This is a genomic window from Ferrovibrio terrae, assembly GCF_943371255.1.
GTDB lineage: Bacteria > Pseudomonadota > Alphaproteobacteria > Ferrovibrionales > Ferrovibrionaceae > Ferrovibrio > Ferrovibrio terrae_B.
Map to the genome: position 1 here is coordinate 24,877 of NZ_CALRUC010000002.1, position 23,467 is coordinate 48,343.

28 protein-coding genes are annotated in these 23,467 nt (G+C 63.0%); 27 read left to right on the top strand and 1 reads right to left on the bottom strand.

Annotated features, from left to right (window positions below; all coding sequences use genetic code 11):
• Positions 1–13 precede the first annotated feature (13 nt).
• From AAG799_RS00825 to AAG799_RS00930, 22 genes are all read left to right on the top strand, one after another.
• Positions 14–676 carry a hypothetical protein gene (locus tag AAG799_RS00825; protein WP_341893879.1) on the top strand — a complete coding sequence of 221 codons (663 nt, stop codon included), beginning with the start codon at positions 14–16 and terminating at the stop codon, positions 674–676.
• On the top strand, positions 673–1,191 hold the full coding sequence (locus AAG799_RS00830) for a hypothetical protein (RefSeq protein ID WP_341893880.1): 519 nt from the start codon (positions 673–675) through the stop codon (positions 1,189–1,191). The genes AAG799_RS00825 and AAG799_RS00830 overlap by 4 nt, the downstream gene beginning before the upstream one ends.
• Positions 1,188–1,778 (top strand): hypothetical protein, encoded by a 591-nt coding sequence (locus tag AAG799_RS00835; RefSeq protein WP_341893881.1) that lies wholly within the window; start codon positions 1,188–1,190, stop codon positions 1,776–1,778. Before AAG799_RS00830 ends, AAG799_RS00835 begins: the two co-directional genes overlap by 4 nt.
• Positions 1,778–1,960: a DUF2635 domain-containing protein gene (locus tag AAG799_RS00840; RefSeq protein WP_341893882.1), complete on the top strand. Its 183-nt coding sequence runs from the start codon at positions 1,778–1,780 to the stop codon at positions 1,958–1,960. Before AAG799_RS00835 ends, AAG799_RS00840 begins: the two co-directional genes overlap by 1 nt.
• A 3-nt stretch (positions 1,961–1,963) precedes the next feature.
• Positions 1,964–3,439 carry a phage tail sheath subtilisin-like domain-containing protein gene (locus tag AAG799_RS00845; protein ID WP_341893883.1) on the top strand — a complete coding sequence of 492 codons (1,476 nt, stop codon included), beginning with the start codon at positions 1,964–1,966 and terminating at the stop codon, positions 3,437–3,439.
• Positions 3,440–3,465: 26 nt separating this feature from the next.
• Complete coding sequence (locus AAG799_RS00850) at positions 3,466–3,831, top strand: phage tail tube protein (protein ID WP_341893884.1); 366 nt, start codon at positions 3,466–3,468, stop codon at positions 3,829–3,831.
• Positions 3,831–4,097 carry a phage tail assembly protein gene (locus AAG799_RS00855; RefSeq protein ID WP_341893885.1) on the top strand — a complete coding sequence of 89 codons (267 nt, stop codon included), beginning with the start codon at positions 3,831–3,833 and terminating at the stop codon, positions 4,095–4,097. The genes AAG799_RS00850 and AAG799_RS00855 overlap by 1 nt, the downstream gene beginning before the upstream one ends.
• 134 nt (positions 4,098–4,231) lie before the next feature.
• On the top strand, positions 4,232–5,860 hold the full coding sequence (locus tag AAG799_RS00860) for a tape measure protein (RefSeq protein WP_341893887.1): 1,629 nt from the start codon (positions 4,232–4,234) through the stop codon (positions 5,858–5,860).
• Positions 5,857–7,062 carry a DNA circularization N-terminal domain-containing protein gene (locus tag AAG799_RS00865; protein WP_341893888.1) on the top strand — a complete coding sequence of 402 codons (1,206 nt, stop codon included), beginning with the start codon at positions 5,857–5,859 and terminating at the stop codon, positions 7,060–7,062. Before AAG799_RS00860 ends, AAG799_RS00865 begins: the two co-directional genes overlap by 4 nt.
• Entirely contained in the window at positions 7,055–8,152 is a 1,098-nt protein-coding gene (locus AAG799_RS00870; RefSeq protein WP_341893889.1) for a phage baseplate assembly protein, read from the top strand. The genes AAG799_RS00865 and AAG799_RS00870 overlap by 8 nt, the downstream gene beginning before the upstream one ends.
• Positions 8,149–8,682 (top strand): phage baseplate assembly protein V, encoded by a 534-nt coding sequence (locus AAG799_RS00875; RefSeq protein ID WP_341893891.1) that lies wholly within the window; start codon positions 8,149–8,151, stop codon positions 8,680–8,682. The genes AAG799_RS00870 and AAG799_RS00875 overlap by 4 nt, the downstream gene beginning before the upstream one ends.
• 4 nt (positions 8,683–8,686) lie before the next feature.
• Positions 8,687–9,145, top strand: coding sequence for a phage GP46 family protein (locus AAG799_RS00880; RefSeq protein ID WP_341893892.1), 459 nt, complete (start codon positions 8,687–8,689; stop codon positions 9,143–9,145).
• Positions 9,146–9,156: 11 nt separating this feature from the next.
• Entirely contained in the window at positions 9,157–10,221 is a 1,065-nt protein-coding gene (locus AAG799_RS00885) for a baseplate J/gp47 family protein (protein WP_341893893.1), read from the top strand.
• Entirely contained in the window at positions 10,221–10,808 is a 588-nt protein-coding gene (locus AAG799_RS00890; protein ID WP_341893894.1) for a putative phage tail protein, read from the top strand. Before AAG799_RS00885 ends, AAG799_RS00890 begins: the two co-directional genes overlap by 1 nt.
• 3 nt (positions 10,809–10,811) lie before the next feature.
• Complete coding sequence (locus AAG799_RS00895; RefSeq protein ID WP_341893895.1) at positions 10,812–11,423, top strand: hypothetical protein; 612 nt, start codon at positions 10,812–10,814, stop codon at positions 11,421–11,423.
• A 5-nt stretch (positions 11,424–11,428) separates the two neighbouring features.
• The gene (locus AAG799_RS00900; RefSeq protein ID WP_341893896.1) at positions 11,429–13,795 is read left to right on the top strand and encodes a hypothetical protein; all 2,367 of its coding nucleotides are present in this window, start codon (positions 11,429–11,431) and stop codon (positions 13,793–13,795) included.
• Positions 13,796–13,805: 10 nt separating this feature from the next.
• Positions 13,806–14,465, top strand: a complete 660-nt coding sequence (locus tag AAG799_RS00905) for a hypothetical protein (RefSeq protein ID WP_341893897.1) — start codon at positions 13,806–13,808, stop codon at positions 14,463–14,465.
• Complete coding sequence (locus AAG799_RS00910; protein ID WP_341893898.1) at positions 14,462–14,647, top strand: hypothetical protein; 186 nt, start codon at positions 14,462–14,464, stop codon at positions 14,645–14,647. The genes AAG799_RS00905 and AAG799_RS00910 overlap by 4 nt, the downstream gene beginning before the upstream one ends.
• Positions 14,648–14,904: 257 nt before the next feature.
• A complete protein-coding gene (locus AAG799_RS00915) occupies positions 14,905–15,927 on the top strand; it encodes a DNA cytosine methyltransferase (RefSeq protein WP_341893899.1) in 1,023 nt (340 codons plus the stop codon).
• Positions 15,928–15,982: 55 nt separating this feature from the next.
• Positions 15,983–16,684: a hypothetical protein gene (locus AAG799_RS00920; protein WP_341893900.1), complete on the top strand. Its 702-nt coding sequence runs from the start codon at positions 15,983–15,985 to the stop codon at positions 16,682–16,684.
• 93 nt (positions 16,685–16,777) lie between these two features.
• Complete coding sequence (locus AAG799_RS00925) at positions 16,778–17,485, top strand: hypothetical protein (RefSeq protein ID WP_341893901.1); 708 nt, start codon at positions 16,778–16,780, stop codon at positions 17,483–17,485.
• Positions 17,486–17,512: 27 nt separating this feature from the next.
• The gene (locus AAG799_RS00930) at positions 17,513–17,674 is read left to right on the top strand and encodes a hypothetical protein (protein ID WP_341893902.1); all 162 of its coding nucleotides are present in this window, start codon (positions 17,513–17,515) and stop codon (positions 17,672–17,674) included.
• Between the two features lie 2 nt (positions 17,675–17,676).
• On the opposite strand, the gene AAG799_RS00935 is transcribed toward AAG799_RS00930, so the two are convergent.
• On the bottom strand, positions 17,677–18,216 hold the full coding sequence (locus tag AAG799_RS00935; RefSeq protein ID WP_341893903.1) for a hypothetical protein: 540 nt from the start codon (positions 18,214–18,216) through the stop codon (positions 17,677–17,679).
• Positions 18,217–18,332: 116 nt separating this feature from the next.
• On the opposite strand from AAG799_RS00935, the gene AAG799_RS00940 reads away from it, so the two are divergent.
• From AAG799_RS00940 to AAG799_RS00960, 5 genes are read left to right on the top strand one after another with little or no spacing between them, the layout of a single operon-like run.
• Positions 18,333–19,253 (top strand): phytanoyl-CoA dioxygenase family protein, encoded by a 921-nt coding sequence (locus AAG799_RS00940; RefSeq protein WP_341893904.1) that lies wholly within the window; start codon positions 18,333–18,335, stop codon positions 19,251–19,253.
• A gap of 51 nt (positions 19,254–19,304) precedes the next feature.
• Positions 19,305–20,780, top strand: coding sequence for a glucose-6-phosphate dehydrogenase (gene zwf / locus AAG799_RS00945; protein WP_341893905.1), 1,476 nt, complete (start codon positions 19,305–19,307; stop codon positions 20,778–20,780).
• Positions 20,780–22,090: an ActS/PrrB/RegB family redox-sensitive histidine kinase gene (locus tag AAG799_RS00950; RefSeq protein ID WP_341893906.1), complete on the top strand. Its 1,311-nt coding sequence runs from the start codon at positions 20,780–20,782 to the stop codon at positions 22,088–22,090. The genes zwf and AAG799_RS00950 overlap by 1 nt, the downstream gene beginning before the upstream one ends.
• A 55-nt stretch (positions 22,091–22,145) precedes the next feature.
• Positions 22,146–22,673, top strand: coding sequence for an ActR/PrrA/RegA family redox response regulator transcription factor (locus AAG799_RS00955; protein WP_341893907.1), 528 nt, complete (start codon positions 22,146–22,148; stop codon positions 22,671–22,673).
• A gap of 19 nt (positions 22,674–22,692) precedes the next feature.
• On the top strand, positions 22,693–23,424 hold the full coding sequence (locus AAG799_RS00960) for a metallophosphoesterase family protein (protein ID WP_341893908.1): 732 nt from the start codon (positions 22,693–22,695) through the stop codon (positions 23,422–23,424).
• Positions 23,425–23,467 lie beyond the last annotated feature (43 nt).

Genomic DNA, 23,467 nt, shown 5'->3' on the forward strand with positions numbered 1-23,467 from the left:
CGGATCCAGCACAATGGCCCTCGGCGATATCCAGGCAATGGTGAATGCGCTGGCGAAGGACGGCGGTGGAGAGATCTCCACCGCCGATCTTGCCCAGGGCATCGCGGCCGCCGTTCAGCGTTACTCGCTGGATCGGCCGTTCCGTGACGTTGCCGATGTTATCGCCGTGGGCACCTTGCTGCCGCTTCCCGAAGCCTACGAGAACGACTTCAGTGTGGTCACGCAGATCGAGGCACCGGCCGGCCAGATCCCGCCTCGCACACTCAGCAGCGAGAGCTGGTATGTGACCGCCACGCCAGCCGGCCCGGAGATCCGCACCCAGGGCGAGATTGGTGCAGTGGGCACCGCGCGCATGCGCTTCACCCGCCGGCATGTCCTGAATGAAGATCAGGACACCATCCCGATTCATGATCGCGAGGCCGTCGCGTGCTGGGCTGCTGCCCTGGTGCTGCAGGGCATGGCCAGCGCGAAGGCGTCTGATCGCCAGGCCACCATTCAGGCGGACAGCGTCGATCACCAGGCCAAGTCGAACGATTACGCCAAGCGTGCCGCTGAAATGCGCCAGGTGTATTACACGCATCTCGGCATCGACCCGAAGCGCCAGGCGCCGGCATCGGCCGTCGCCACCGTGCGTCCGACCGGTCGCCTCGGCCTGCTGCAGCGAGGCGAGGAATGAGCAACTTCAAGATCGCAATGGCGCTGCAGCCTTCTGCGGCGCAGCTGCTGGGCCTGCTGGTCGCTGTGCCGGATATCGCGCGCAAGGAGTTCACGCGCGCCGGCTGGGAAGGTTCGATGCTGCTGCAGCGCGAGACGCAGGAAGAAACACCGACCGGCGTAGGCGCTGGCGGCGGGCTGCGCGGATCCATCATCGCGATCAAGCCTGTGGTCTCGGCGCTGAACATCGAGGCCGGCGCCGGCACCTCGGCCGCGCATGCAATCCCGGTAGAGCTGGGCAGCAAGCCGCACCGTCCGCCTGTGAAGCCGCTGGAAGACTGGGCGCATCTCAAGCTGGGCCTGCCCTATGACGAAGCCGCCGCCGCAGCCTGGCGCATCGCCTCGGCTATCTCGCGGCGCGGCACCAAGCCCGCGCATATGTTCAAACGCGCCTTCGAGCGCAATCGCGGCCAGGTGCAACGGATCTTCGAGAAGGCCGGAGCGCGCGTTCGTGACCAGGCGGGGCGCCGGCGATGAGCACGAACGCGATCCGCAACGCCATCGTGGAGGCTATGGAGACGGTTGGCGCCATCGGCAAGGTGCATCCGTTCGAGCGCTATACCGCCGACCAGAAGAAGCTGGCCGAGATCTATCAGGAAAGCGGCCGTGTGAATGGCTGGTATGTCAGCCGCGGCGCTATGCGTGAAGTCGAGGACAGCGGCGATACCAATATGGAGATCACCGACTGGAAGATCGTCGGCTATCTGTCACTGCTCGATGGCGAACAGAGCGAGCTGGCCTTCGATCTGCTGATTGACCAGCTGCGCGCCGTTTTCCGCAATGACGAGACGCTGAGCGGTGCTGTGTGGCAGCTGGGCGATCCCGATCGCGACGATGAGACTGGCCTGCAGATTGAGCGGCTCGGCCCGGTGCTGTTCTGCGGCGTGCTGTGCCATGAGGCGCGACTGCGATTGACCACGCTTTCAAAAGTTGGCGTCGGCGCCGAAGCCGTGAGCGATCTCAACCTGGTCAACGTGAAATGGGACTGGGCAGATCCGAGCACACAGCAAGGACCGGACGGCAAGACCGACGCAGAAGACAACATCCAAACCGGAGGCGCGTGATGGAACCGAACAAGATCTTAGTGAAGCCCAAGCCCGCGGATGCCCGCGTGCTGGATCCCGACAGCATGCCGCTGCAGCAGCTGCCGGCAGAGGGCAAGGAAGTTATCGACAGCGTCCACTGGCGCCGCTGCGAGCGCCGCGGCGAAGTCGAGATCACGCCGGTGAAGAAGAAGGGGAAGTAAGTCATGACCATCAGCTTCAACCAGATCCCTGGCAACGCGCGCGAGCCGTTCGTCTATATCGAGTTCGATCCCTCGAAAGCTGTCGAGGGCGCGAGCCTCATGCCCTACAAGATCCTTGTTCTGGCGCAGCGCCTTGCCACCGGTGCGGTTGCCGCGCTGACGCGGACCCGCGTTACGTCAGCCAAGCAGGGTGAATTCTACTTCGGCGCCGGCTCGATGATGGCACAGGCACTTGCCAAGATCTTTGCCAACAACGAGTTCACGGAAGTGATCGCCGTTGCGCTCGATGATCTCAATGCCGGCGTCACTGCTACGGGCGCTTTCAAGTTCACCGGTTCACCGACGGCCGCAGGTATTGTTGAGCTGATGGCTGGCGGCCGCAAGGTTCGTATCGGTGCAGCCCAGAGCGCGACGGCCGCCGCGATGGCGACGGCCGCGGTTGCTGCGATCGCCGCCACGCCGGATCTGCCGTTCACTGCGGCGGTGGATGGCGTCGATACCGCGAAGATCAATCTGACGGCGCGGCACAAGGGCACGCTGGGCAATAGCATCGACCTGCGGCTCAACTACTACGATGGCGAAGTGCTGCCGGCCGGTCTTACCGTCCAGCTGACGGCCTTCTCCGGTGGCACTGGCAATCCCGACCTGCTGCCGGCCTTTGCCGTGCTCGGCGATGAGCATTACCAGGTGATCGCGCATCCCTATACGGATCCGGCCAGTCTGATGGCGATCGAAACCGAGCTGGCGGATCGCTTCGGTCCGACCCGGCAGATCGATGGCGTCGCCTTCACGATGTTATCGGGCACGCATTCCGCCTGCGGCACGCTCGGCGATACCCGTAACTCGCCGCACAGCTCGATCCTGGGCGTTTACGGTTCGCCGTCGCCGCCGTGGGAATGGGCCGGTGCATATGCGGCCCGCGTTGCCCAGCGCGGCCAGATCGATCCGGCGCGGCCATATCGCGGCCTGCCGCTTAACGGCATCCTGCCGCCCAAGCAGGAAGACCAGTTCACGCTGGCCGAGCGCAACCTGCTCACCTTCGACGGCATTTCCACCTACACGGTGGATGATGGCGGCATCGTTCGTATCTCTCTGCCGATCACCACCTACAAGACCAACCAGGTGGGCGCCGACGACACGAGTTACCTGCATGTCCGCACCATGCTCACCAACTGCTATCTGCGGTGGGACTGGCGCAACCTCATGCTGCGCAAGTTCGTAGACTTCAAGCTCGCCAAGGACGGCACGGCTTACGGCGCCGGCCAGGCGATCGTCACGCCGAATGTGGCTTTGGCTGAGTCCTACATGTGGTTCCGCCGCATGGAGGAGCTGGGCCTGGTCGAGGACTTCGAGCAGTTCAAGCGCGATGCCCAGGCGGAGATCGATGCCCAGAACCCGAACCGCCTGAACATGTACATGCCGCCGAACCTGGTGAACGGCCTGGATGTGCTGGCCGTGCAAATCGGCTTCCGCAACTGACGAACCGCTGACAGCAGGAGAGCAGCATGACCAAGAACCGCCGCGCCGGCCGCATCTATCTCAAAGTGGATGGCGTCCGCTACGATGCCAAGGGCAGTTTCTCGTACAACCTTGGCGCACCGAAGCGTACCGCAATCGTCGGCGCCGACAAGGTGCATGGCTTCTCGGAAGAGGTGCAGGTGCCTTACATCGAGGGCGAGATCACCGACAGCCCCGACTTCGATCTCCGCAAGTTCACGGAGATCGATGGCGCCACCATCACCCTTGAGCTGGGCAACGGCAAGGTGATCTCCCTGCGCGAGGCCTGGTACGCGGCCGAAGGCAAGGGCGAAACCAAGGAAGCGAATATCGAGGTTCGCTTTGAGGGCCTGGATGCCGAGGAGGTGCGCTGATGACCAACAGCTACACCCTCAAGGTTCCCGTCAAGCACGGTTCCGATGAGATCACCGCGCTCACCTTCCGCAAGGCCAAGGCCCGCGACTTTCGCGAGCTGAAGGTTGGCGGCGACGGTGCGATCCCGATCGGCGACCTGCTGGACCTGGCCGCGCGCCTCAGCGACCAGGCGCCGTCCGTGATCGATGAGCTGGACCCCATCGACATGATGGAGGTGCTCAAGCGCACGGCGGGTTTTACCACGCCTGGCCAGAAGACTGGTTAGACGCATTCGACCTGCTCGCCGGCGAGCCATTCAACATCTCGCCGGCCGAGCTTTGGGAAATGGATGGCCCGGATCTCATGTTCTGGGTTTCGCGCGCCGCGAGCAGACTCAGCAAACAGAACAAGGGGTAAGCCGTGACCGGCTTCTCTCTCTCCATCATCATCAAGGCTGTTGACCAGGCGACCGCGCCGCTGCGCCGGATCGCTGACCAGCTGAACAATGCAACCGAACCGGTACGCCGGCTCGGTTCATCGTTGCGCGGCTTCAACGATGCCGCGGGCATCCCGCGGCTGACGGCTGGGATCGGCGGCGTCGCCGGCGCCATGCGTGGCGTTAGCGGTGAGGCGATGCTGCTGGCCGGCCGCATGTCGTCGCTCGCTTCCGGCTTCGGCCTGCTCGGTGCTGGCGGCATCTATGCGTTCAAGACGCAGTTCCTTGACGTGTCAGCGCAGTTCGAGCGCTTCGAGACGATCCTGGGCACCGTCGAAGGATCGAGCGATAAGGCGAAGGGTGCCATGAGCTGGATCTCCGACTTCGCTACCAGCACGCCTTACGAGCTGAACCAGGTGACTGACGCTTATGTGAAGCTGCGCTCCTATGGCCTGAACCCGACCAACGGACTGCTGCGGACTCTGGGCGATACCTCTGCTGCAATGGGCAAGCCGCTCATGCAGACGGTCGAAGCGATCGCCGATGCCGTCACCGGTGAAAACGAGCGCCTCAAGGAATTCGGTATCCGGGCCAGCAAGGTGGGCAGCCAGATTGTCTACGAATACACGGACGCCGCCGGCAAGACCCAGCGCAAGGCAGTCGCGGCGAATAACCGCAACCTGATCGAATCGGTGCTCAAGTCGATCTGGAACGATAAGTATGCTGGCTCGATGGACAAGCTGTCGGGCACCTGGGATGGCATGATGTCGAACCTTTCCGATCAGTGGACCAGGTTCTCGCGCATGCTGATGGATGGCGGCGCATTCGACTGGCTTAAAACGCAGCTTAAAGAGCTGCTCGATACCATCGACAGCATGGCCGCCAGCGGCGAGCTGCAGCAGCTGGCCCAGGATCTGGGCGGCCAGCTGCGCGACGCACTGATTGCCGTGAAGGATGCCGGCATCCAGTTCGCCGCCTGGGTCCGGGAGACCTGGCCTCAGATGCAGACCTTTGCCCAGGCTGTCGGCGGCTGGGGCAATGTGCTCAAGGGTGTGGCGTTCATCCTGGCCGGCCCGTTCATCGTATCGCTGCTCACGCTCGGCCAGGCTTTCGTTTCCCTGGGTATGGCGATGTGGGCAACACCGATCGGCTGGGTGGTTGCCGGCATCGCAGCGATCGTCACGGCCGCCGTGCTGCTCTACACGCACTGGGACACCGTCACCGCAAAGCTGCAGCAGGCCTGGGCGATCATCAAGGAGGCCTTCTGGTCGCTTGTGGAGGGCATCGCCAAGGGCGTCGCGCAGATCGCCGACCTGTTGCCCAAGCAGCTGGGCGGCGAAATGGCGGTCAAGCTGAAGGCCTTTGCCGAGCTGGCAGCCAGCAACCGCACCGAAGCGCAATCGGCAATGCCTCAGTCGGCCACCGGCGCTGCCACGGTTCGGACCGGCGCTGGCGATGTGATGCGCGCCAATGCCGGCGCCGGCGACAACAACAGCAAGACCGAAGTTCTGATCAAGGCCGAGAACCTGCCGCAGGGCATGAGCGTGCGCGTGGGCGAAACCACCGCCGATCGTGTGAGCATGGATCTCGGCCGGGCGATGGCCGGCCCATGACCGAAGTTCGCGACTATCGCCAGGCGTCATTCCGCGGCGTGCCATTTCAGGTGGCCGTTGCCGATGACGAATTCGGCCGCCGCGGCGAACACCATGAGTTCCCCGGCCGCGACAAAGGGTTCTTCGAGGATCTGGGCAAGAAGGATCCGCAGTTCGCGCTCGATGCCTACCTGGTCGGCGACGACTATGCCGATCAGCGCGACAAGCTTCTTGCCGCCTGTGATGAACAGGGCCTTGGCGAGCTGGTGCATCCTTACTATGGCGTCAAGCAGGTTGCCTGCATCGGCGTCCGCACCCGACACGACAAGGCGAAGCGGCGGCTGGTTTCATTGTCGCTCACGTTCCTTGAAACCGGCGCCGCACCACAGGCCGTTGCCCAGCCGATGCGCGGCAGCCAGGTGTTTCGCGCGGCCGACAACGCCCAGGGCGTGGCGATCGAAGATTTCAGCAAGGCCTTCAATCTGTCCGGTCAGCCCGGTTTTACGGTGCAAGAGCTGACCGACGTTTTGAGCGGCGGCGCGGATCTGATGCAGAATATTTCTTCGCCAGTGCAGAGTGTGTCGAACCTTGGCAGCGGCATCGGCGGCCGCTCGGCCTTCTCGCGCGGTCTGTCGATGCTGCGCGGCACATCGCTGTATGAGCCGTTTTCTCTCGGCACCCAGCTGTTTTCCGCCTTCGGCTCGCTGAGTCAGATCGGCGGCTATGGCGCAGGAAGCTATCAGAGCAGCCGGTCGGTCTGGTCCTACGGATCATCGGTTACGCCTGTGCCGCTCACCACCGAGACGCGGCGGATCCAGGCGTCTAACCAGTCCGCCCTGGTCAGCCTGTTTGAACGTGCTGCCATCATCGAGGCCGGCCGCTCGATCCCGACTTACGACTTTGAGAGCTATGACGAAGCCGTTGCAGTCCGCGATGAGTATTCGGAGCGCATCGATCGCGAGCTGGAGTCGACGCGATCTGATGACGTGTTCCGCACGCTCACCGATCTGCGCGCCGGCGTGACGGGTGACGTTCGTGAGCGCGCCACGGATCTCGCCCGTGTTTCAACCATCACGCCGGCGATGACGTTACCCGCGCTAGTCGTGGCCTATGACAGCTTCGAGGACGTATCCAAGGCCGACAGTATCGCCAGGCGCAATAAGATCCGGCATCCGGGCTTTGTGCCCGGCGGCCGCCCACTTGAGGTGCTGATCGATGGCTGATGCAGACATTGCCGAGCTGATCGTCGGCGGCAAGGCCTATTCAGGCTGGAAGGATGTGACCGGCATTCGCCAGATCGATGCCATCGCCGGCGGCTTCGAGCTGGAGCTGTCCGAGCGGTGGGACGGCCAGGCGGTGCGATGGCCGATTGATCCGGGCGATCAATGTGAGCTGCGCCTGGCGGGCGAAACCGTAGTAGTGGGGAACGTCGACTCGGCCCAGCGCCAGATCGACAAGCAGAGTCACCGCGTCACCATCAAGGGCCGCGACAAGACCGGCGACCTGGTCGATTGCTCGGCAATCCACACGCCCGACGAGTTTTCCGGCCTTGACGCCCTGTCGCTTGCCAAGACGCTGGCGCAGCCCTTTGGTATTTCCGTTTCGGCCGATATCCCGGTTGGGGCTCCTTTCAATCCCTTCAAGCTGCAGCCGGGTGAGTCCTCGTTCGAGGCGATCGAGCGCGCCTGCCGTATGCGTGCATTGCTGCCGATGTCTGACGGCCGGGGCGGCATGGTTCTGACGCGCGCCGGCAGCGGCCGCGCTGCCTCTGCAATTGTCGAAGGTGGCAATTTGCTGAGTGGCTCGGCCGAGAATGACTGGTCGCAGCGTTACAGCAGCTACACGGTGAAGGCACAGTCAACCAGTGCGCTGGCAGAAGATCCCGACGACACAGCCGGCATTGAAGGTTCGTCCGGCGATCGCGGCGTGAACCGCCATCGGCCGCTGCTGATCGTCGCAGAAGGCATTGCCGACACGGCGGCGGCTCGTGAGCGTGCCCAATGGGAGGCCGGCGTGCGTGCTGGCAGGTCCGTGACAGTTACTACTCTGGTGCAGGGCTGGCGTCAGGCGGATGGCGCGCTGTGGCCGCTGAACAGCCTTTGCCCGGTGAAGATTCCCAGCCTCGATATCAACGACACGCTGCTGATTACGGCGCTGCGCTTCACCTTCGGCGCCCAGGGCAGCCGCACCGAGATCAGCATGACCAGGCCGGACGCCTTCCGCCTGATCCCGGAAATACCGAAGGGCAAGAAGAATACCGGCCTGCCCGAAGGCACCCAGGTGATCACGTCCGAGGGGCAGCTGAAACGATGAGTAAACGCCTGTTCGATGCTGCCATGAGGCCGACTGTCAATCGCGTCAAGCTGGCGATCGGCCGCGCCGTGCTCCGCCTAGTGTCCGATGCCGGCGTGCTGCAGCGGCTACAGATCGAGGGCCTGAAGGATGAGCTGTTCTGGGCCGACCGGATCCAGAATTACGGTTTCTATTCCAATCCGCCGCCTGGCGCGGATGTCGCGGTGGTGTTCCAGGGGGGCGACCGTGGCGCCGGCGTCGCGGTTGGTGTCGATCATCGCGACTATCGGCCGAAGAACCTCAAGACCGGCGAAGCAATGATGGCCGACATGTTCGGCAAGTTCATCTACATGCAGGACGATGGCACGATTGTGATCAAGGCCACCAAGATCCGTCTCGAGGCGGCAATGGTCGAGGGCACCGGCGAGATCAAGGACCGCTGCGACAGCGACGGCAAGACGATGTCCGGTATGCGTGCAAGCCATAACACACATAAACACCCAGAGAACGGCGGCGCCGGGCCGACCGATGTTCCCACCGAACCGATGTAAGACGATGGATATCCGCGTCACCTTCGATGATGTCACGCTCACCGGTGATCTGGCCGTGGTCGCGGGCCTGCTTGCGCTTGAGCCTGGTCCGAAGTCGTCCATCATCATTTCGCTGTTCAGTGATGCGCGTGCCGGCGCTGCCGATGAGCTGCCGGACGATGAAACCTCGCGCCGCGGTTATTGGGCCGATGCGCTCAGTGACGATCCCGAAGAAAGCACCGGCTCGCTGCTCTGGTTGTTGCAGCGTGAGAAGCAGACTGAGAAGACACGGCTTCGCGCGAAGGCATATGCCGAACGCAGCCTGCAATGGATGATCAGAGACGGGGTGGCGCGCGCCATCACGGTAGTAGCCGAATGGATCGGGCAAGGTCGCCTTGGCCTGGGGATCGCAGTGTCTCGCCCTGACGGGACAACGGAGCGGTATCGCTTCGAGCAGATCTGGCAAGCAGCCGAAGCAGAATAGGAAACCGTTCAATGGCGTTTCAGCGTCCATCGCTAACCGATCTTGTCGCGCGGGTCCAGTCGGATATCGATGTCCGACTGCCCGGCGCTGACAGCCGGTTGCGGCGTTCGGCGCTGACGGTGCTTGCCTATGTGATCGCCGGCACGGCGCACATGCTCTATGGCTTCATTGAATGGGTGGCGCGGCAGATCCTGCCCGATACGTCGGATCTCGATATTCTCGCCCGACATGCTAGCATCTGGTCTGTGCTGGCCCGCGCCGCCACGTTCGCGACCGGCAATGTAACGCTTGCCGGAATCTCCGACACCGTGATCGCTGCCGGCACCAGGCTGTTGCGGAATGATGGCCTGATTTACCGCACCACGGCCGAGGTGACGATCGAGGACGGCGCGGCAACCGCTCCAGTGGAAGCGGAATCGGCAGGCCTGCTGGGCAACGCTGCCGCCGGTGTGGTGCTCAATCTGATCACTCCGATCGCCGGCGTGCAGTCTGCGGCCGCAGTGGCAGTCGGCGGCCTGACCGGCGGCGCTGATGACGAAAGCGCGCAGAGCCTTCTGGCGCGTCTGTTGCAGCGGATCCAGCTGCCACCGCATGGCGGCGCCGATTTTGATTATCCCTACTGGGCCAAGAAGGTCGCTGGCGTGACGCGGGTATGGGTTGCGCCGCGTGCAATGGGCCTTGGCACGGTGACTGTCCGCTTCATGATGGATGATGCTTATGACGATGGCATTCCGCAGCCTGCTGATGTCACCGCGGTGCAGGCTTATATCGACCAGCTGAGCATTCGGCCGGTTACGTGTGAAGTGTTCGTCGTGGCGCCGATCGCCGTGCCGCTCAATTTCCAGATCTCCGGCCTGAACCCGTCAACGACAGCTGTACGAGAGGCAATTAAAGCCTCGTTGAAAGACCTGATCCGACGTGAAGCGGTGCCCGGTGGCACGATCCTGTATTCGCATATCCGCGAGGCAATCTCCGTTGCCGCCGGCGAGTACAACCACGGCCTGGTTGCACCGGTTGCCGATGTCGCCCACGGCACCGGGCATATCTGCACCCTCGGCGTTGTGAGTTTCGTCTGATGCGCTCGACCCCGGATCAATACCTTCGCCAGCAACAGGCCCTACTTCCGCCAGGCGCCGCCTGGTCGCGCTCACCTGGCACGATCATCACGGCGATCCTTGAGGTGTTCGCCGAGACCTGGGCACGCCTGCATAACCGTGCCGCAGATCTGCTGGAAGAGGCGGATCCGCGCACCACGCTTGAGCTGTTGCCCGACTGGGAGCGCGTCACTGGTCTGCCCGATCCATGCTTTGGTACGGAACAGACGGTGCAGCAGCGTCGGGCCGCCCTGGTCGCGCAACTGACGGCCACCGGTGGTCAAGACCGGCAATACTTCATCGATCTGGCCGCGCGCCTTGGCTACGAGATCACCATTCAGGAGTTCCGCCCGTTTCGTGCCGGCAGCCTGGCCGGCGATCCATGCTGCGATGAACCGTGGTGGTTCGTATGGTACGTGAAAGCACCGCTGGACACTTACCGCGAGTTTTGCGCCGGCATCTCTTGTGCAGGCGAGCCGATCCGCACCTGGGGCAATGAACCACTCGAATGCACGATCCGGCGTTATGCGCCGGCTCATACTCTCGTCAAGTTCAGTTACGGAGAATAAGCCATGTTTTTCCCCGATCGCTTGGCCGCCGAAACGCCGCCCGCCGTACCTGCTGTCGGTACGCCCGGCTTCTTCACACACGGCAATGCCGGGCTTGATGTCCCTGCCACTCCAGTAGAGAGCTGGTGGCTGAATATGGTGACGCAGGAGTTGGCAGCGGTCGTCGCGGCCGCTGGCCTCACACGGGACAAGACCAATAATGCCCAGGTGGTCCAGGCGATCAATGCGCTGATTACCGCCGGCGTGCCTTCGCTAGCGAATGTCGCTTTCCTGAACCAGGTTCAGTCCTTCTCCAAAGCACAGGGCAGCACGGCAAAGGTGCTGACTGCCGCGTCGCCCGTGGCGATCGACTTCGCGGACTCAAACCTTTTCACCTTCGCACCGGCGACCAGCTTCACCCTGGGCAATCCTGGCAGTGTCGTGAACGGGCGCCCGTTCATGATCATTGTGACGCAGCCTGTCGGCGGTAACTGTGCGTGGGGCTTCAATGCCAACTGGGTGTTCGAGGACAATGAATTGCCCTCACCACTGCTCACCGCGAACGCGCTCAACATCTTCATCGGCACCGGCCTGCCTGCGAGCAAGGCAACCGGCCGCATGATCAGCATCGTCTAATCGCTATGCACCAGACCATTTATCCGCTGCTGATGGGCGGTTGCCAGAAATACCGGGCCAAGCGCTCGGTGATCGTGGATGCCGCCAACTCGGCAAGTATTTCGTGGGCGCCCGGAGCTGCCGGAAACCTCAAGCAGTGGACCGCCAGCATTGTGTGCAAGCTGGTCAATCCTGTCAGCTATATGCCGCTGTTCGATGCCGACAACACCGGCAACGATACCATCACGTTCGGCGCAATCAACGGTGGCCAGCTGCGCTGGATCACTAATGCACAGGGCAGCGCCACCTCGCTGCTGCAGACCACCTCGCTGTTCACAGACACGTCAGGCTGGCTGCACTTCCTGTTTAATCTCAACACACCCCACGCGACCGCGGCTGAGCGCCAGCGCATGTTTACTCAGGGCCAGCGGATCAGCCAGTTCGCGTCGGTTTCCTACATCGCCCAGAATGCCGATCTGCGCTGGAACAACACCGGCTTGCACCAGCTCGGCAAGGAGCGGACGAATTACGGCAGCTTCATTTTCGGTGATTTCAAGTTCATTGACGGGCAGGGCGCGCTGGATCCGACAGACTTCGGCCGCTTCGACCCGAAGAGCGGAACCTTTGCGCTTCGGCACTTCATGGGTGGCTATGGCCTGAATGGCCGACACTACCCGTTCGTCGGCGACGCCGGCGACGCCCCTGCGACCGCTGCAGAAGGCATGAAAGACCGCGCGCCGATCGATGGCACGCATGTTGCGGCCAACAATGCGACCGCTGCCGGCATCGCTACAACGGACTTCGTAAAGGACAGCCCGACGAACTTTAAGATCGGCACAGATCTTCGCGGAAACTTCTGCACATGGTCGCCGAACAATCCGGGAGGCAAGGCCGGATATACCGGCCAGACAGTTTCGGATGGCGGCTTGCGGGTCAGCCCGACAACCTCTCACACCGCGTTTGGCACTATCGCGCTGCCGCGCACCGGCTGGTACTTCTGGTCGAGCCTCTATGAAAGCGGCTCGTGGCCGATCTTCGGTATCGCCCAGGCACAAGCCGCCGGCAACACACAGTACAACACCGGGCCTTACGGTTGGCAGTACGTCTGGTATGGCAATGGCGGCAATGGCACGATGCTGCCCGGTAGCGCCGGTGCTGATGCCAATTCGCCGAATACCGTTGGCGATGAAGCCTTGGTCTGCGTTCGCGTTCAGCAAAACAAGGTCTGGCTCGGCCGGCGTCGCGCCGGCGTCGTCTCGTGGATCGGCGGCGGAGATCCTATAGCTGGCACCAATCCGACCTTTAGTGGTTCCGGCGGCGGTGGCGTCTATCGCACCGACCTCGATCTTTCCGTTTCCACCTGGTATCCGTTTGTTGCGGGCTCAGCTGGTGGCCCGACCTGGCGCACGAATTTCGGCCAGCGTACAGCTGCATACTGGCCAGCCGGATATCTTCCGCTCTGCGTTCCTGCGCTGCCTAAAGCCACGATCGTGCGGCCCGCGGCCGCGTTCGTCCAGGCGGTGGACACTGGCGCGAATATTTCCTCTGCGCTTGCCACCAAGCGCGCAGCATGGGGCAACTCATATATCGATATTATCCGCAGCACCGGCGCAGAAGGTTGGCGCTTCCGCTTCGGCGATGATCCGACAAAGTTTCTCGACTCTTCTGACAACGCGAACCCGAAGCAGAACTTTCCGGCGCTCGCTGGCGGTTCTTACTGGGGCGGCAGCATTCGCACCGGTGCAACCTATGGCGTGGTCTCGGGCGAGGCGGTGCATGTCAATGGCGTGACCACCACGATCACCGACAATCTGGGCACCGGCCGTAAGATTGTCATTGTGCGCCGCGCCGATGCCGGTGGCGCCTGGTACACCTACCACCCGGACCTGACTGCCGGGAAACTGATCTATCTGAATACGTCAGCCGGCGAGACCACGGACGGCTCGATCGGCGCATTCACCTCCAACAGCTTCCAGATTCATAGCGGCCAGCCCAGTGGCACCTACCGCTATATCGTTCTCGCCGAGACTTCGGGGCTGATCGGGATCGGTTTCTATTGGGGACATGGTTCTGTGCCAGGGCCGATGTGCCAGCTCAATCATTCGTCGGCGCTAACGTTCTGGAAGCGCACCGACTCTGCTGGCGACTCCTACGTGGTGCCGTCCGCACTCAATTCCAACAATCCGCGCGACTACTGCATGTCGTTCAATTCGGCCAGTGCAGCCGGGCCGGCGCCCTCACGCGCAGTCGAAGTTACCGCGAACGGCATCCAGCAGCGCGGATCGCCAGCACAGGCCGATGCAAACGCAAATGGCGGAGTTTATGTGGTCCTGAGCTTCGCGGAGTTTGCCTTTGCAACAGGCGACTGCGCGGCACAGGGCATGGCACGATAGGGAGATGGCAATGAGCCAGGTGGCTGAGTTTTATATTCCGAATGTTGGCAACGTGGCCGCGGACCAGGGCTTCACCGGTCCAAATGGCACGCAATACGGCGCGGGCTGGCTTCTCAATCCGCCGGAAGTCGAAGCCGCCGCGCTCGGCGTCCTTCCGCTGGTTCGCGAGGAGAAGCCTGACCACGACAGCAACACGCAATATCTGCGCGAGCAGCAGGTCGGGGCAGTGATCTCCTATGTGGTCGAAGACATTCCGAGCGAAGAGATCGAGGCGCGCCTAGCCGGTCTTGCTGTTGCGGCCGCAATGCAGGTGGATCTGGCGGCCGAGCAGGCCCGGATGCGTTTCATTACGCCAGGCGCCGGCCAGGCAATGGTGTATCAGACCAAGATCGAAGAGGCCGCGCGGTGGATTGCTGCGGGTTCCCCGCCGGACCTCTCCGCTTATCCCTTCATCGCGGCCGAAGTCGGTCTCACCGCACCATCTGCTGCTGAGCTGGTTGCGCTGTGGCAGACGATGGAGAGCGGCTGGCGCACTGTTGCGGCCCAGATCGAAGCGGTCCGCATGACTGGCAAGAACGCGATCAACGCAGCGGCCGCCGGCGGCGATCCCGCGGCGATCACTGCCGCGTTGAACGCCGCCCTGGTTACACTGGCGGCCTTCGCGCCTTGATCCCGCAGCGGCCCATCCGCGTCGGTGAAACCGTCAGGATCACCGACGCGATCTATGGCGAAGTGAAAGAGGTGGTTGCCGATTATTTCGGAACAATCGACCGCCTGATCATCGAAGTGTCTGATACGTGTTTTATCAATCTGTTTATCGAAGATCTGCCGACGCAGAGGCTTGATTCGTGATCGACCATTTTCATCAAGACATTTCCTCAGCTGGCGTCGGCCGGCGGGGGTCGGGCTGCGCTAACAGCCCGAACCGCGAGGTGAGATCTCGCACGACCAAGACCGGCCTATCTGGGCCATCCCGCCACCCCTGCAGGGGCGGGAATGTCATAGGGATCTCAACAGGTGGAGTCTATTCGCTGCGGCCGCTGCGAGCGGTTGCTTTTCAAATCGACACCAGGCGCTGTCACAGGACGAATCGAAGTGAAGTGTTCTCGGTGCGGCAGCATCAATCAGATCAGGGCCGCGAGCCCATCACCGGAACGCCAGCGAGCGTCATTCATAGAGGAAACTATGATGACCAACGCAAACGACTCGGGGAGCGTAAAGTGAATGTGGCTTTATCTCCCTTCAACGGCCTTGCGCTCTGTGCCGGCGGCGGCGGCCTCGAACTTGGCATCCATATTGCCGAACCCGAATATCGAACTGTTTGTTACGTTGAGCGGGAAGCCTACGCTGCAGCCGCTCTCGTGGCACGGATGGAAGACAAGGCGCTATCTGACGCGCCTGTCTGGAGTGACGTTACCAGCTTCAACGGCCGTCCGTGGCGCGGCGTCGTGGATATCCTCTCTGCGGGTTACCCGTGCCAGCCTTTCAGCTCGGCCGGCAAGAAACTCGGCACGGCGGATCCGCGCCACCTCTGGCCGCATGTCGCCAGGATCGTCCGTGAGATTGAGCCGGAATGGCTCTTCCTCGAAAATGTCCCGCACCATCTCCGCGTCGGATTTCCCGTGGTCGCAAACGACCTACGAGAAATGGGCTACCGGTTTGTGGCGGGCCTGTTCTCTGCGCGAGAAGCGGGTGCTGCACATTTCCGGCGGCGACTCTTCGTACTGGCCCACGCCGACCGCGAGCAATGCCGGCGATTGGCCTCAAGTGCGTGTGGGCGCCACGATGCAGTTTTGCGATCCGCCGAACGGAAACCAATTCGCGCTGCCAATGGCCGCGCGGATCTGGTGTCTGTGGTGGGATATGATCGTCGCAACCGTCGGCGTGCGCGCTATCGCGCAACGTCCGGCGAGCTGCCTGTCTATGCCCCTGGTCCAGGTGCTCTTGAAGCCTGGGCGCACATCATCGGAAGCGATCCCAGTCTTAAACCCGCGCTTTGGCGAGATGCTGATGGGCTGGCCGACTGGGTGGACCGCAACCGAGTCGTCGGTAACGGAGTTTCATCGGTGGCTGCGGCTTTCGCGTTCTGTACTCTCAAAGCTGAACTCTTTGCGGATGGATCTGCATCGTGAGGGTGAAAACCGCGATGTACCCGGCAATAATGCGGGCATCGAATCGGGGGAATGAATGAACATCGCGCGCCAGATCGATCGGCACGCCGCGGCGATTGTTGCGGCGCTTGCCGAAGGCGGGTTCAAGGCTCATTTGAACGATGACCCGAAAGCCTATGCCGACTATGTCGGCACGGTGCCGGGTTACAGCCTGACCTCTCCGCTCGATCTGGCGTTTGTCGATGTGCGCGAGAAATTCATCTGGCTTCGCGTCACAGATAGCGCCGGCAATCTCGTCGCCATCGAGGCTGGCCGTTATCTCAAAGCACCGACGCTCACCGGCGGCCTGAATCGCCTGCTGAAATCCCGGCGCTTCTTCGGTGAGCATCGCCCGACATTGCCTGTCGTCACGACGCTGCCGGCAATCAACCTCAGCGGCGACCTGGGCTACATGGGTGGCGGCTTCGTTGCCAAGGAGCATCGGGACCGCGGCGTCATGAGCCTCACGGCGCAGCTGACGATGCTACATCTCATGCGGCTGTTTCCCATCGATCATCTGTTCGGCCTGGTCAAAGCGCAGCACGTTGCGCGATCGCTGCGGCTGCAGGGTTATGGGTTCACTTCTGCGACTGCAGTGCGTTGGGCTTACTGGGCCGATTCGGCAGCGCCGGAGACCCTCTTCATGGTGCATGTTGACCGTGCGGCACTCATTGATCGTGTGGATGAACAGCCACATTACGCGCTCAAGAAATCCACGATCGTAGAAGGTAAAGTCTAGCTTTCGATTTGCCAGCTCGCCTTAAGCATGAGTCGTTGACAGAGAACCACCACCGAGGATAATTCCGCTCTACCGAGAGGATATATCCGCGCCATGACGACAGGTTGCAGTGGTAGTAGCGATGAAAGGGACGCCCTGAAGGATTTTGGGGCTCGATTCAAAGCTGCATTCGACCATCGCGTGAGCCTAGCGGGCCTGGATCAGAAGGATGTCGCCGCGGCGATCAAGAAGCATCCTTCGACGCTTCGGGCACATCGGGCCGGCGAGAACCCGATGAGCTACTTAGATCTGGAAGCCTATGACGACTATTTCGCAGCGATCGGCCAGCCTGGTCTGATCGATGACGTTCGGCAGCAGCGAAACTGGACTGCCTATGCCGAACAGCTGCAGAGCGTTTCTGAATATGGGCCAGCGCAGCGGCTGATGGAATGCGCGCCTGGCCTGCGGTCGGCCGGCGGTGCGATCGAGGAGTTTTTAGCCGAGCAGGGCCTGCTGCCATACGTGCATATCATGGTGGCAGCTGATGGTGCCGTGAGGACGAGCGCGATCGGCTCGAAGATGCCGACCGCCAGGGCGCTCGATCCTAGCATCAAGATGCGTGACGTCCGGAACCTCAGCGACCGGGCGTATGGTCAATTCCTGCACCGCCAGGTGCATGAGCTGCTGCAGGATGGCAGGGACGTTGTGCAGCATATTTCGGCGCCTTCGATGAGCTATTACAGGCTCGGCGTGCCGGTGGGAAACTTCCTGGTCGCCGTGACGTTCGGCGCCCAGGTCATTCCGTCTTACAAGTTGGGTTGAGTCAGGCAAGCAAAAGGGGTCGGTTTAATGGGTAAGGAAGCAGGATTTCAGGCGGGCAGCGACAAGCCGGATCGGGCGACGGCTCTTAAGCCGTCCATGGAGAAGGCAAAGGTGAAGCCCAGAACCGAGATCTTAAAGATCAAGCGCGGGCGGCTCTCGGTCGAGCTGCGGATCAGCGGCGAAGATTGATGTCACTGATCGATAAATTCGTCGGCCACGGGCAGCCGGTTGGGTGTGATCAGAATCCGGCCCAAACCCTTCCGCCTGCACTGCTGGCAGCGCGCTGCCCGCTCGGCGGCGATCAGGGTCATATTGCCCTTGCCGGCAGCGACCAGGGCGGGCAGGTCAAGCTCGGCCCGGTGACGGCACAGATTGCCGTGCGGCGGCAGGGGCGCGAGGCAGTGAACCGAGGCCTTATCGCCCCGGCTGTGGTGATAGCCCAGCGTGGGCGCCCTGCGGTCCTTCCGGTAGAAGGTTTCCTCGGGCGTTTCCGGGCGCCTGGTGATGACAAAATCGAGGCCCTTGGCGTTGCAGGCAGGGCAACGCAGCAGAGGGCCGATTTCCTCCAGCGGCGTCTTGTCGCCGTGCAGGACAGCCAGGCGCAGCGGCTGCAGCTCTCTCTGGTGCCCGAAACGGCACCGGCCGAAGAGTTTGACGCCGCCGCGGCTGACGCCGATCGGGGTGGTAAGGTCGGGCGGTGGAGAGCGTCGAACGGGCTGCATTTGTTCCATTGATTCCCGGCTTGAAGCCGGGGCGCAATAGAGCAACCGTTAAAGGCCGTTTGAGGCTTGTGGGTAAATCTGAGGAAATGTCTCGGAAATGGGCGATAAATGGAGTCCGAAATCAAATGTCGCGGAATCCGAAATTTTGCGGCGCGCTACATTCAGCCCCTCAACCGCAGCCCGGCCATGATTGGGAAGCGCGTCTGCCCGCGCCCGACCTGCTGCGCCAGGCCTATGCGCGGGATGGCTATGCGATCATCCGTGGACTGTTTTCCCCGGCCGAGGTGGCCGCCATGGCCGGGGCCTTCGACCGCCTGCAGGCCTCCGGCCTGGCGCTCGGTCGCAGTTTCCGCCATGGCAATCTGCTGTTCCGGCTGGGCGACGACCCGCATCTGGGCCGCATCCTGCGCATGGTGCAGTGGCCGTCCTGGCGCGATGCCCTGCTGGACCGCGTGCGGCTCGATCCCCGTTTCGTGGCCGTGCTGAAACCCCTGATCGGCGACAACCTCAAGCAGATCATCAACCAGATGCACTGGAAGCCGCCGGGCGCGGCGAAAGTGGAATTCGCCTATCACCAGGACAGCCGTTTCCGCCGGCCGGCCGAGGCCTTCCGCGATCTGGCCGGCTCTTATGTGCAGACCGGCATCGCCATCGACGCGCATACAAGGGCCAGCGGCGCCATGAAGGTGATCCCGGGCAGCCATCTGCTCGGCAACCTCGATCTCGGCGGCGACGGTCCGATCCTGCAGCAGACGATGCAGGATGCGGCCCTGCAGGCGGTCGGCCTCGATCCGGCCGCGGCAGTCGATCTCGAACTGGCGCCCGGCGATCTGGCGCTGTGGTCGCCCTTCCTGGTGCATGGTTCGGGGATCAACAGCACGGCTGCCGACCGCCGGCTCTATATCAACGGTTATGTCACAGCTGAAAACTGTGATCGCGGCGAATGGGCTTTTCGCGCCGGCCAGCCGCAACGGCTCGGTGTCGAACCCGTTCTGGTGCATTACGAAGCCCTGCACGAAAAGCCCGAGCCGCATTTCGTTGAGTGATGCCGGCCATCAGTGGTTGATCGCCCGCGCCGAGTTTGTCACGCTCACCCCATGACACATCCCAGCGGCAGCTTTTCCTTCGATCTCGTCATTTTCGGCGCCACTGGCGACCTGTCGCTGCGCAAGCTGGTGCCGGCGCTGTATCACCGCGATGTCGCCGGCCAGCTCAATGACGATGTCCGGCTGTTTGCCGTCGCCCGCGGCGAAATGCCGGACGAAGAATTCCGCAGCCTCGCACGCGGCGCGCTGGATCGTCATCTCGATGCCAAGGATTTCAGCGAGGCCGCCGTCGAGCGTTTCGTGTCCCGTTTCCGCTATCTCAGCCTCGATGCGGAAACCCCTGCCGACTATGCCGCGCTGGCAAAAGCTCTAAATGGCGGCACGGAGCGCGTGCTGGTGTTCTATCTCGCCATGGCGCCGCGCTTCTTCGGCCCGATCTGTACCCAGCTGGCGGCAGCCGGCCTGAACCGGCCGCAGGCCCGCGTCGTGCTGGAAAAGCCGATCGGCCATGATCTGGCCTCGGCGCGCGCGGTCAACGGCGCGGTGGCGGCGGCCTTCTCCGAGGACCGCGTCTTCCGCATCGATCACTATCTGGGCAAGGAAACCGTGCAGAACCTGATGGCGCTGCGCTTTGCCAATGCGCTGTTCGAGCCGGTCTGGCATCGCGGCGTGATCGACCATGTGCAGGTGACGGTGGCCGAGAAGATCGGCGTCGAGGGCCGCGCCGGCTATTACGACCATGCCGGCGCGCTGCGCGACATGGTGCAGAATCATCTGCTGCAGTTGCTCTGCCTGGTGGCGATGGAGCCGCCGAATGCCTTTGCCGCCGATGCGGTGCGTGATGAAAAACTGAAGGTGCTGGAAGCGCTGCGCCCGCTCACCGATGGCACCATCGGTGAAAAGACCGTGCGCGGCCAGTATGCGGCCGGTGCTGTCGATGGCGGCGCCGTGCCCGGCTATGGCGAGGAAATCGGGCGCGACGACAGCACCACGGAAACCTTTGTCGTGGTCAAGGCCGAGGTCGAGACCTGGCGCTGGGCCGGCGTGCCATTCTATCTGCGCACCGGCAAGCGGCTGCCGGTGCGGCGCTCGGAGATCGTCGTGCAGTTCCGCCCGGTGCCGCATCTGATCTTCCCTGCGGCGGCGCGCGACGTGGTACCCAATCGTCTCGTCATCCGCCTGCAGCCCGACGAGGGCATCTCGCTGCATATGATGAGCAAGGTGCCGGGGCCGGGCGGCATGCGGCTGCGCACCGCGCCGCTCAATCTCAGCTTCGCCGAAACCTTCCAGGGCCGGCAGCCCGATGCCTATGAACGCCTGTTGATGGATGTGGTGCGCGGCAACCCGATGCTGTTCATGCGCAGCGACGAGGTCGATGCGGCCTGGCGCTGGATCGAACCGATCCTGGCCGGCTGGCAGTCGCAAAGCGATCGGCCCAAGCCCTATACGGCCGGCAGCTGGGGGCCATCGGCGGCGATTGGCCTGATCGAACGCGACGGCCGCACCTGGCACGAAGACATGCGCTGATGGCCGCTCTGCTGGACCGCCTGCGCGACCGCCTCGGCCCGCATCTGAGCGCGGCCGATGATCCGGCCGGCCGCGTGCGCCTGCAGACCCTGGTGCTGTTGCGCTGGATCGCCATCATCGGCCAGCTGCTGGCCATCCTGTTTGTGCATTTCGGGCTGAACTTCAAACTGCCGCTGCTGCCGGCGCTGGCGGTGGTCGGCATTTCCGCACTGCTCAACATCGTCCTCTTCATCATCTACCCGACCGCCAAGCGACTGAGCGAGAAGGGGGCAGCGGGTTATCTTGCCTTCGACCAGATCCAGCTCTGCATCCTGCTGTTCCTCACCGGCGGCATCGACAATCCCTTCACCGTGCTGATCCTGGTGCCGGTCACGGTCTCGGCCACCATTCTCACCCTGCGTTCCACGGTGGTGCTGGGGCTGCTGGCCTTCGTGCTCACCACGCTGATGACGATCTACCACCTGCCGCTGCCCTGGGGCGACCATGCCGAAGTGCTGCAGCCGCCGCTGCTGCAATGGGGCAATCTCATCGCCCTGGTGCTGGGCACGCTGTTCATCGCCGCTTATGCCTGGCAGGTGGCGGAGGAAGCCCGGCGCATGTCGGATGCGCTGGCAGCCACGCAGATGGCACTGGCGCGCGAGCAGCAGGTCTCGGCGCTGGGCGGTCTGGCCGCCGCGGCGGCCCATGAACTGGGTTCGCCGCTGGGCACCATTGCCGTTGTGGTGAAGGAAATCGGACGTGAACTGGCGGCTGACAATCCGCTGGCGGAAGATATCGCGCTGCTGCAGAGCCAGGTCGAACGCTGCCGCGACATTCTGGCGCGTCTGTCGCGCCGTCCCTCGGCCACCTCCGACCCGGAAGCCTTCTCTGATCTCGGTATTGCCAACATGATGGAGGTGGTGGCAATGCCCTGGCGCCGCGAGGGCATTGCCTTTGCCGTGCAGCTGATCGGCACTGGCACGCCGCCGGTTTTGCCGCGCCGGCCCGAAATCCTGCATGGACTGGGCAACCTGCTGCAAAACGCCATGGAGTTCGCCCGCGCCAGTGTCGATATCGAGGTGGACTGGGACGACAAAACCATCCGTCTGCGTATTCTTGACGATGGCCCCGGCCTGAACGTGGATATCCTCTCGGCCTTGGGCGAGCCCTATGTGACCAGCCGGCCTGACAGCGGCGGCATGGGCCTGGGCGTCTTCATCGCCATGAACCTGCTGCGCCGCAGCGGAGCATCGGTCGCCTTTGCCAACCGGCCGGGTGGCAGCGGCACCCAGGTGGCGGTCAGCTGGCCACGCGACCTGACGGCAAAATAGACCGGAAACCGTGCGGGGGTTGCGCAGTGCCCCCGCTGCGGTACATTCTGCCGCCATGACCGATATGTCCCTGCTGATCGTCGATGACGATGAACCGCTGCGCATGCGTCTGGCGCGTGCGATGGAAAAGCGTGGTTATGTGGTGCAGACCGCTGAGTCTGTCGCAATTGGCATCCAGATGGCGCGGGCCAAGCCACCGGCCTATGCGGTCGTCGACCTCAAATTGGGCGATGGCAATGGCCTGGATGTTGTCACCGCGATCCGCCAGGTGCGCCAGGATGCGCGCGTGGTGATGCTCACCGGCTATGGCAATATCGCCACCGCGGTTGCTGCCGTGAAGGCGGGGGCGGCCGACTATCTGCCCAAACCGGCCGATGCCGATGATGTCGATCGCGCGCTGCGCGTCGGCAATGCGGCACATCCGGCACCGCCGGACGAGCCGATGTCGGCCGAGCGCGTGCGCTGGGAACATATCCAGCGCGTCTTCGAACTTTGCGACCGCAATGTGTCGGAGACGGCGCGCCGGCTGAAGATGCATCGCCGCACTCTGCAGCGCATCCTCGCCAAGCGTTCGCCGCAGTAGGCGTCATGCTGATCGGGCCATGCTGATCGAAGAGGCGAGGCTGCCGCCGGGGCTCCGCGTTTACGCCATTGGCGATATTCATGGCCGGGTCGACCTGCTCGACCAGCTGCATGCCAAGATCGAAACCGATCTCGCGCCTTCTTCGGAATATGGCGCCCCTGAAAAAACCGTCATTGTCTATCTGGGCGACTATATCGACCGCGGGCCGGATTCCCATGCGGTGATCGAGCGACTGACCCGCCCGCGCTTTCCCGGCGTCGAGATCGTCACGCTGCTCGGCAATCATGAAGCGATGCTGCTGGAATTCCTTGAGGCGCCCTATGGTGCCGCGCTGTGGCTGGCCAATGGCGGCGATGCCACCTTGCGCAGCTACAAGGTCAAGATTCCCGGCTCCTTCGATGAATTTCTGCTGACCCAGCGCGCCCTGCTGGGCGTGCTGCCGCGCCACCACAAGCAGTTCCTGCTCGGTCTGCCGGTCCAGGTGCAGTATGGCGACTATCTGTTCGTACATGCCGGCATCAAGCCGGGCCTGCCGCTGGATCGCCAGAGTCGCGAAAATATGATCTGGATTCGCGGTGTCTTCCTCGATTCGGAAATCGACCACGGCATGATCGTGGTGCATGGCCATACCATCGTTCATGAGGTGGAGTGGCGACCCAATCGCATCGGTGTCGATACCGGGGCCTATACCACCGGCCGGCTGACCGCCCTGGTGCTGGACGGGGCCGGACGGCGCCTGCTGCACACCTGAAACGCCGGGGGATAAACAGGGCGGGGCTGGCATTTGGGCCCTC

What these genes read in the sequence shown, in the direction of transcription:
- AAG799_RS00890 (WP_341893894.1), top strand. Translation starts at nt 10,221, where the DNA reads ATGCGCTCGACCCCGGATCAATACCTTCGCCAGCAACAGGCCCTACTT.
- AAG799_RS00830 (WP_341893880.1), top strand. Translation starts at nt 673, where the DNA reads ATGAGCAACTTCAAGATCGCAATGGCGCTGCAGCCTTCTGCGGCGCAG.
- AAG799_RS00950 (WP_341893906.1), top strand. Translation starts at nt 20,780, where the DNA reads ATGGCCGCTCTGCTGGACCGCCTGCGCGACCGCCTCGGCCCGCATCTG.
- AAG799_RS00850 (WP_341893884.1), top strand. Translation starts at nt 3,466, where the DNA reads ATGACCAAGAACCGCCGCGCCGGCCGCATCTATCTCAAAGTGGATGGC.
- AAG799_RS00880 (WP_341893892.1), top strand. Translation starts at nt 8,687, where the DNA reads ATGGATATCCGCGTCACCTTCGATGATGTCACGCTCACCGGTGATCTG.
- AAG799_RS00835 (WP_341893881.1), top strand. Translation starts at nt 1,188, where the DNA reads ATGAGCACGAACGCGATCCGCAACGCCATCGTGGAGGCTATGGAGACG.
- AAG799_RS00955 (WP_341893907.1), top strand. Translation starts at nt 22,146, where the DNA reads ATGACCGATATGTCCCTGCTGATCGTCGATGACGATGAACCGCTGCGC.
- AAG799_RS00935 (WP_341893903.1), bottom strand. Translation starts at nt 18,216, where the DNA reads ATGGAACAAATGCAGCCCGTTCGACGCTCTCCACCGCCCGACCTTACC.
- AAG799_RS00885 (WP_341893893.1), top strand. Translation starts at nt 9,157, where the DNA reads ATGGCGTTTCAGCGTCCATCGCTAACCGATCTTGTCGCGCGGGTCCAG.
- AAG799_RS00920 (WP_341893900.1), top strand. Translation starts at nt 15,983, where the DNA reads ATGAACATCGCGCGCCAGATCGATCGGCACGCCGCGGCGATTGTTGCG.
- AAG799_RS00825 (WP_341893879.1), top strand. Translation starts at nt 14, where the DNA reads ATGGCCCTCGGCGATATCCAGGCAATGGTGAATGCGCTGGCGAAGGAC.
- AAG799_RS00900 (WP_341893896.1), top strand. Translation starts at nt 11,429, where the DNA reads ATGCACCAGACCATTTATCCGCTGCTGATGGGCGGTTGCCAGAAATAC.
- AAG799_RS00905 (WP_341893897.1), top strand. Translation starts at nt 13,806, where the DNA reads ATGAGCCAGGTGGCTGAGTTTTATATTCCGAATGTTGGCAACGTGGCC.
- AAG799_RS00870 (WP_341893889.1), top strand. Translation starts at nt 7,055, where the DNA reads ATGGCTGATGCAGACATTGCCGAGCTGATCGTCGGCGGCAAGGCCTAT.
- AAG799_RS00845 (WP_341893883.1), top strand. Translation starts at nt 1,964, where the DNA reads ATGACCATCAGCTTCAACCAGATCCCTGGCAACGCGCGCGAGCCGTTC.
- AAG799_RS00940 (WP_341893904.1), top strand. Translation starts at nt 18,333, where the DNA reads ATGTCGCGGAATCCGAAATTTTGCGGCGCGCTACATTCAGCCCCTCAA.
- zwf (WP_341893905.1), top strand. Translation starts at nt 19,305, where the DNA reads ATGACACATCCCAGCGGCAGCTTTTCCTTCGATCTCGTCATTTTCGGC.
- AAG799_RS00840 (WP_341893882.1), top strand. Translation starts at nt 1,778, where the DNA reads ATGGAACCGAACAAGATCTTAGTGAAGCCCAAGCCCGCGGATGCCCGC.
- AAG799_RS00960 (WP_341893908.1), top strand. Translation starts at nt 22,693, where the DNA reads ATGCTGATCGAAGAGGCGAGGCTGCCGCCGGGGCTCCGCGTTTACGCC.
- AAG799_RS00925 (WP_341893901.1), top strand. Translation starts at nt 16,778, where the DNA reads ATGACGACAGGTTGCAGTGGTAGTAGCGATGAAAGGGACGCCCTGAAG.
- AAG799_RS00855 (WP_341893885.1), top strand. Translation starts at nt 3,831, where the DNA reads ATGACCAACAGCTACACCCTCAAGGTTCCCGTCAAGCACGGTTCCGAT.
- AAG799_RS00865 (WP_341893888.1), top strand. Translation starts at nt 5,857, where the DNA reads ATGACCGAAGTTCGCGACTATCGCCAGGCGTCATTCCGCGGCGTGCCA.
- AAG799_RS00895 (WP_341893895.1), top strand. Translation starts at nt 10,812, where the DNA reads ATGTTTTTCCCCGATCGCTTGGCCGCCGAAACGCCGCCCGCCGTACCT.
- AAG799_RS00930 (WP_341893902.1), top strand. Translation starts at nt 17,513, where the DNA reads ATGGGTAAGGAAGCAGGATTTCAGGCGGGCAGCGACAAGCCGGATCGG.
- AAG799_RS00875 (WP_341893891.1), top strand. Translation starts at nt 8,149, where the DNA reads ATGAGTAAACGCCTGTTCGATGCTGCCATGAGGCCGACTGTCAATCGC.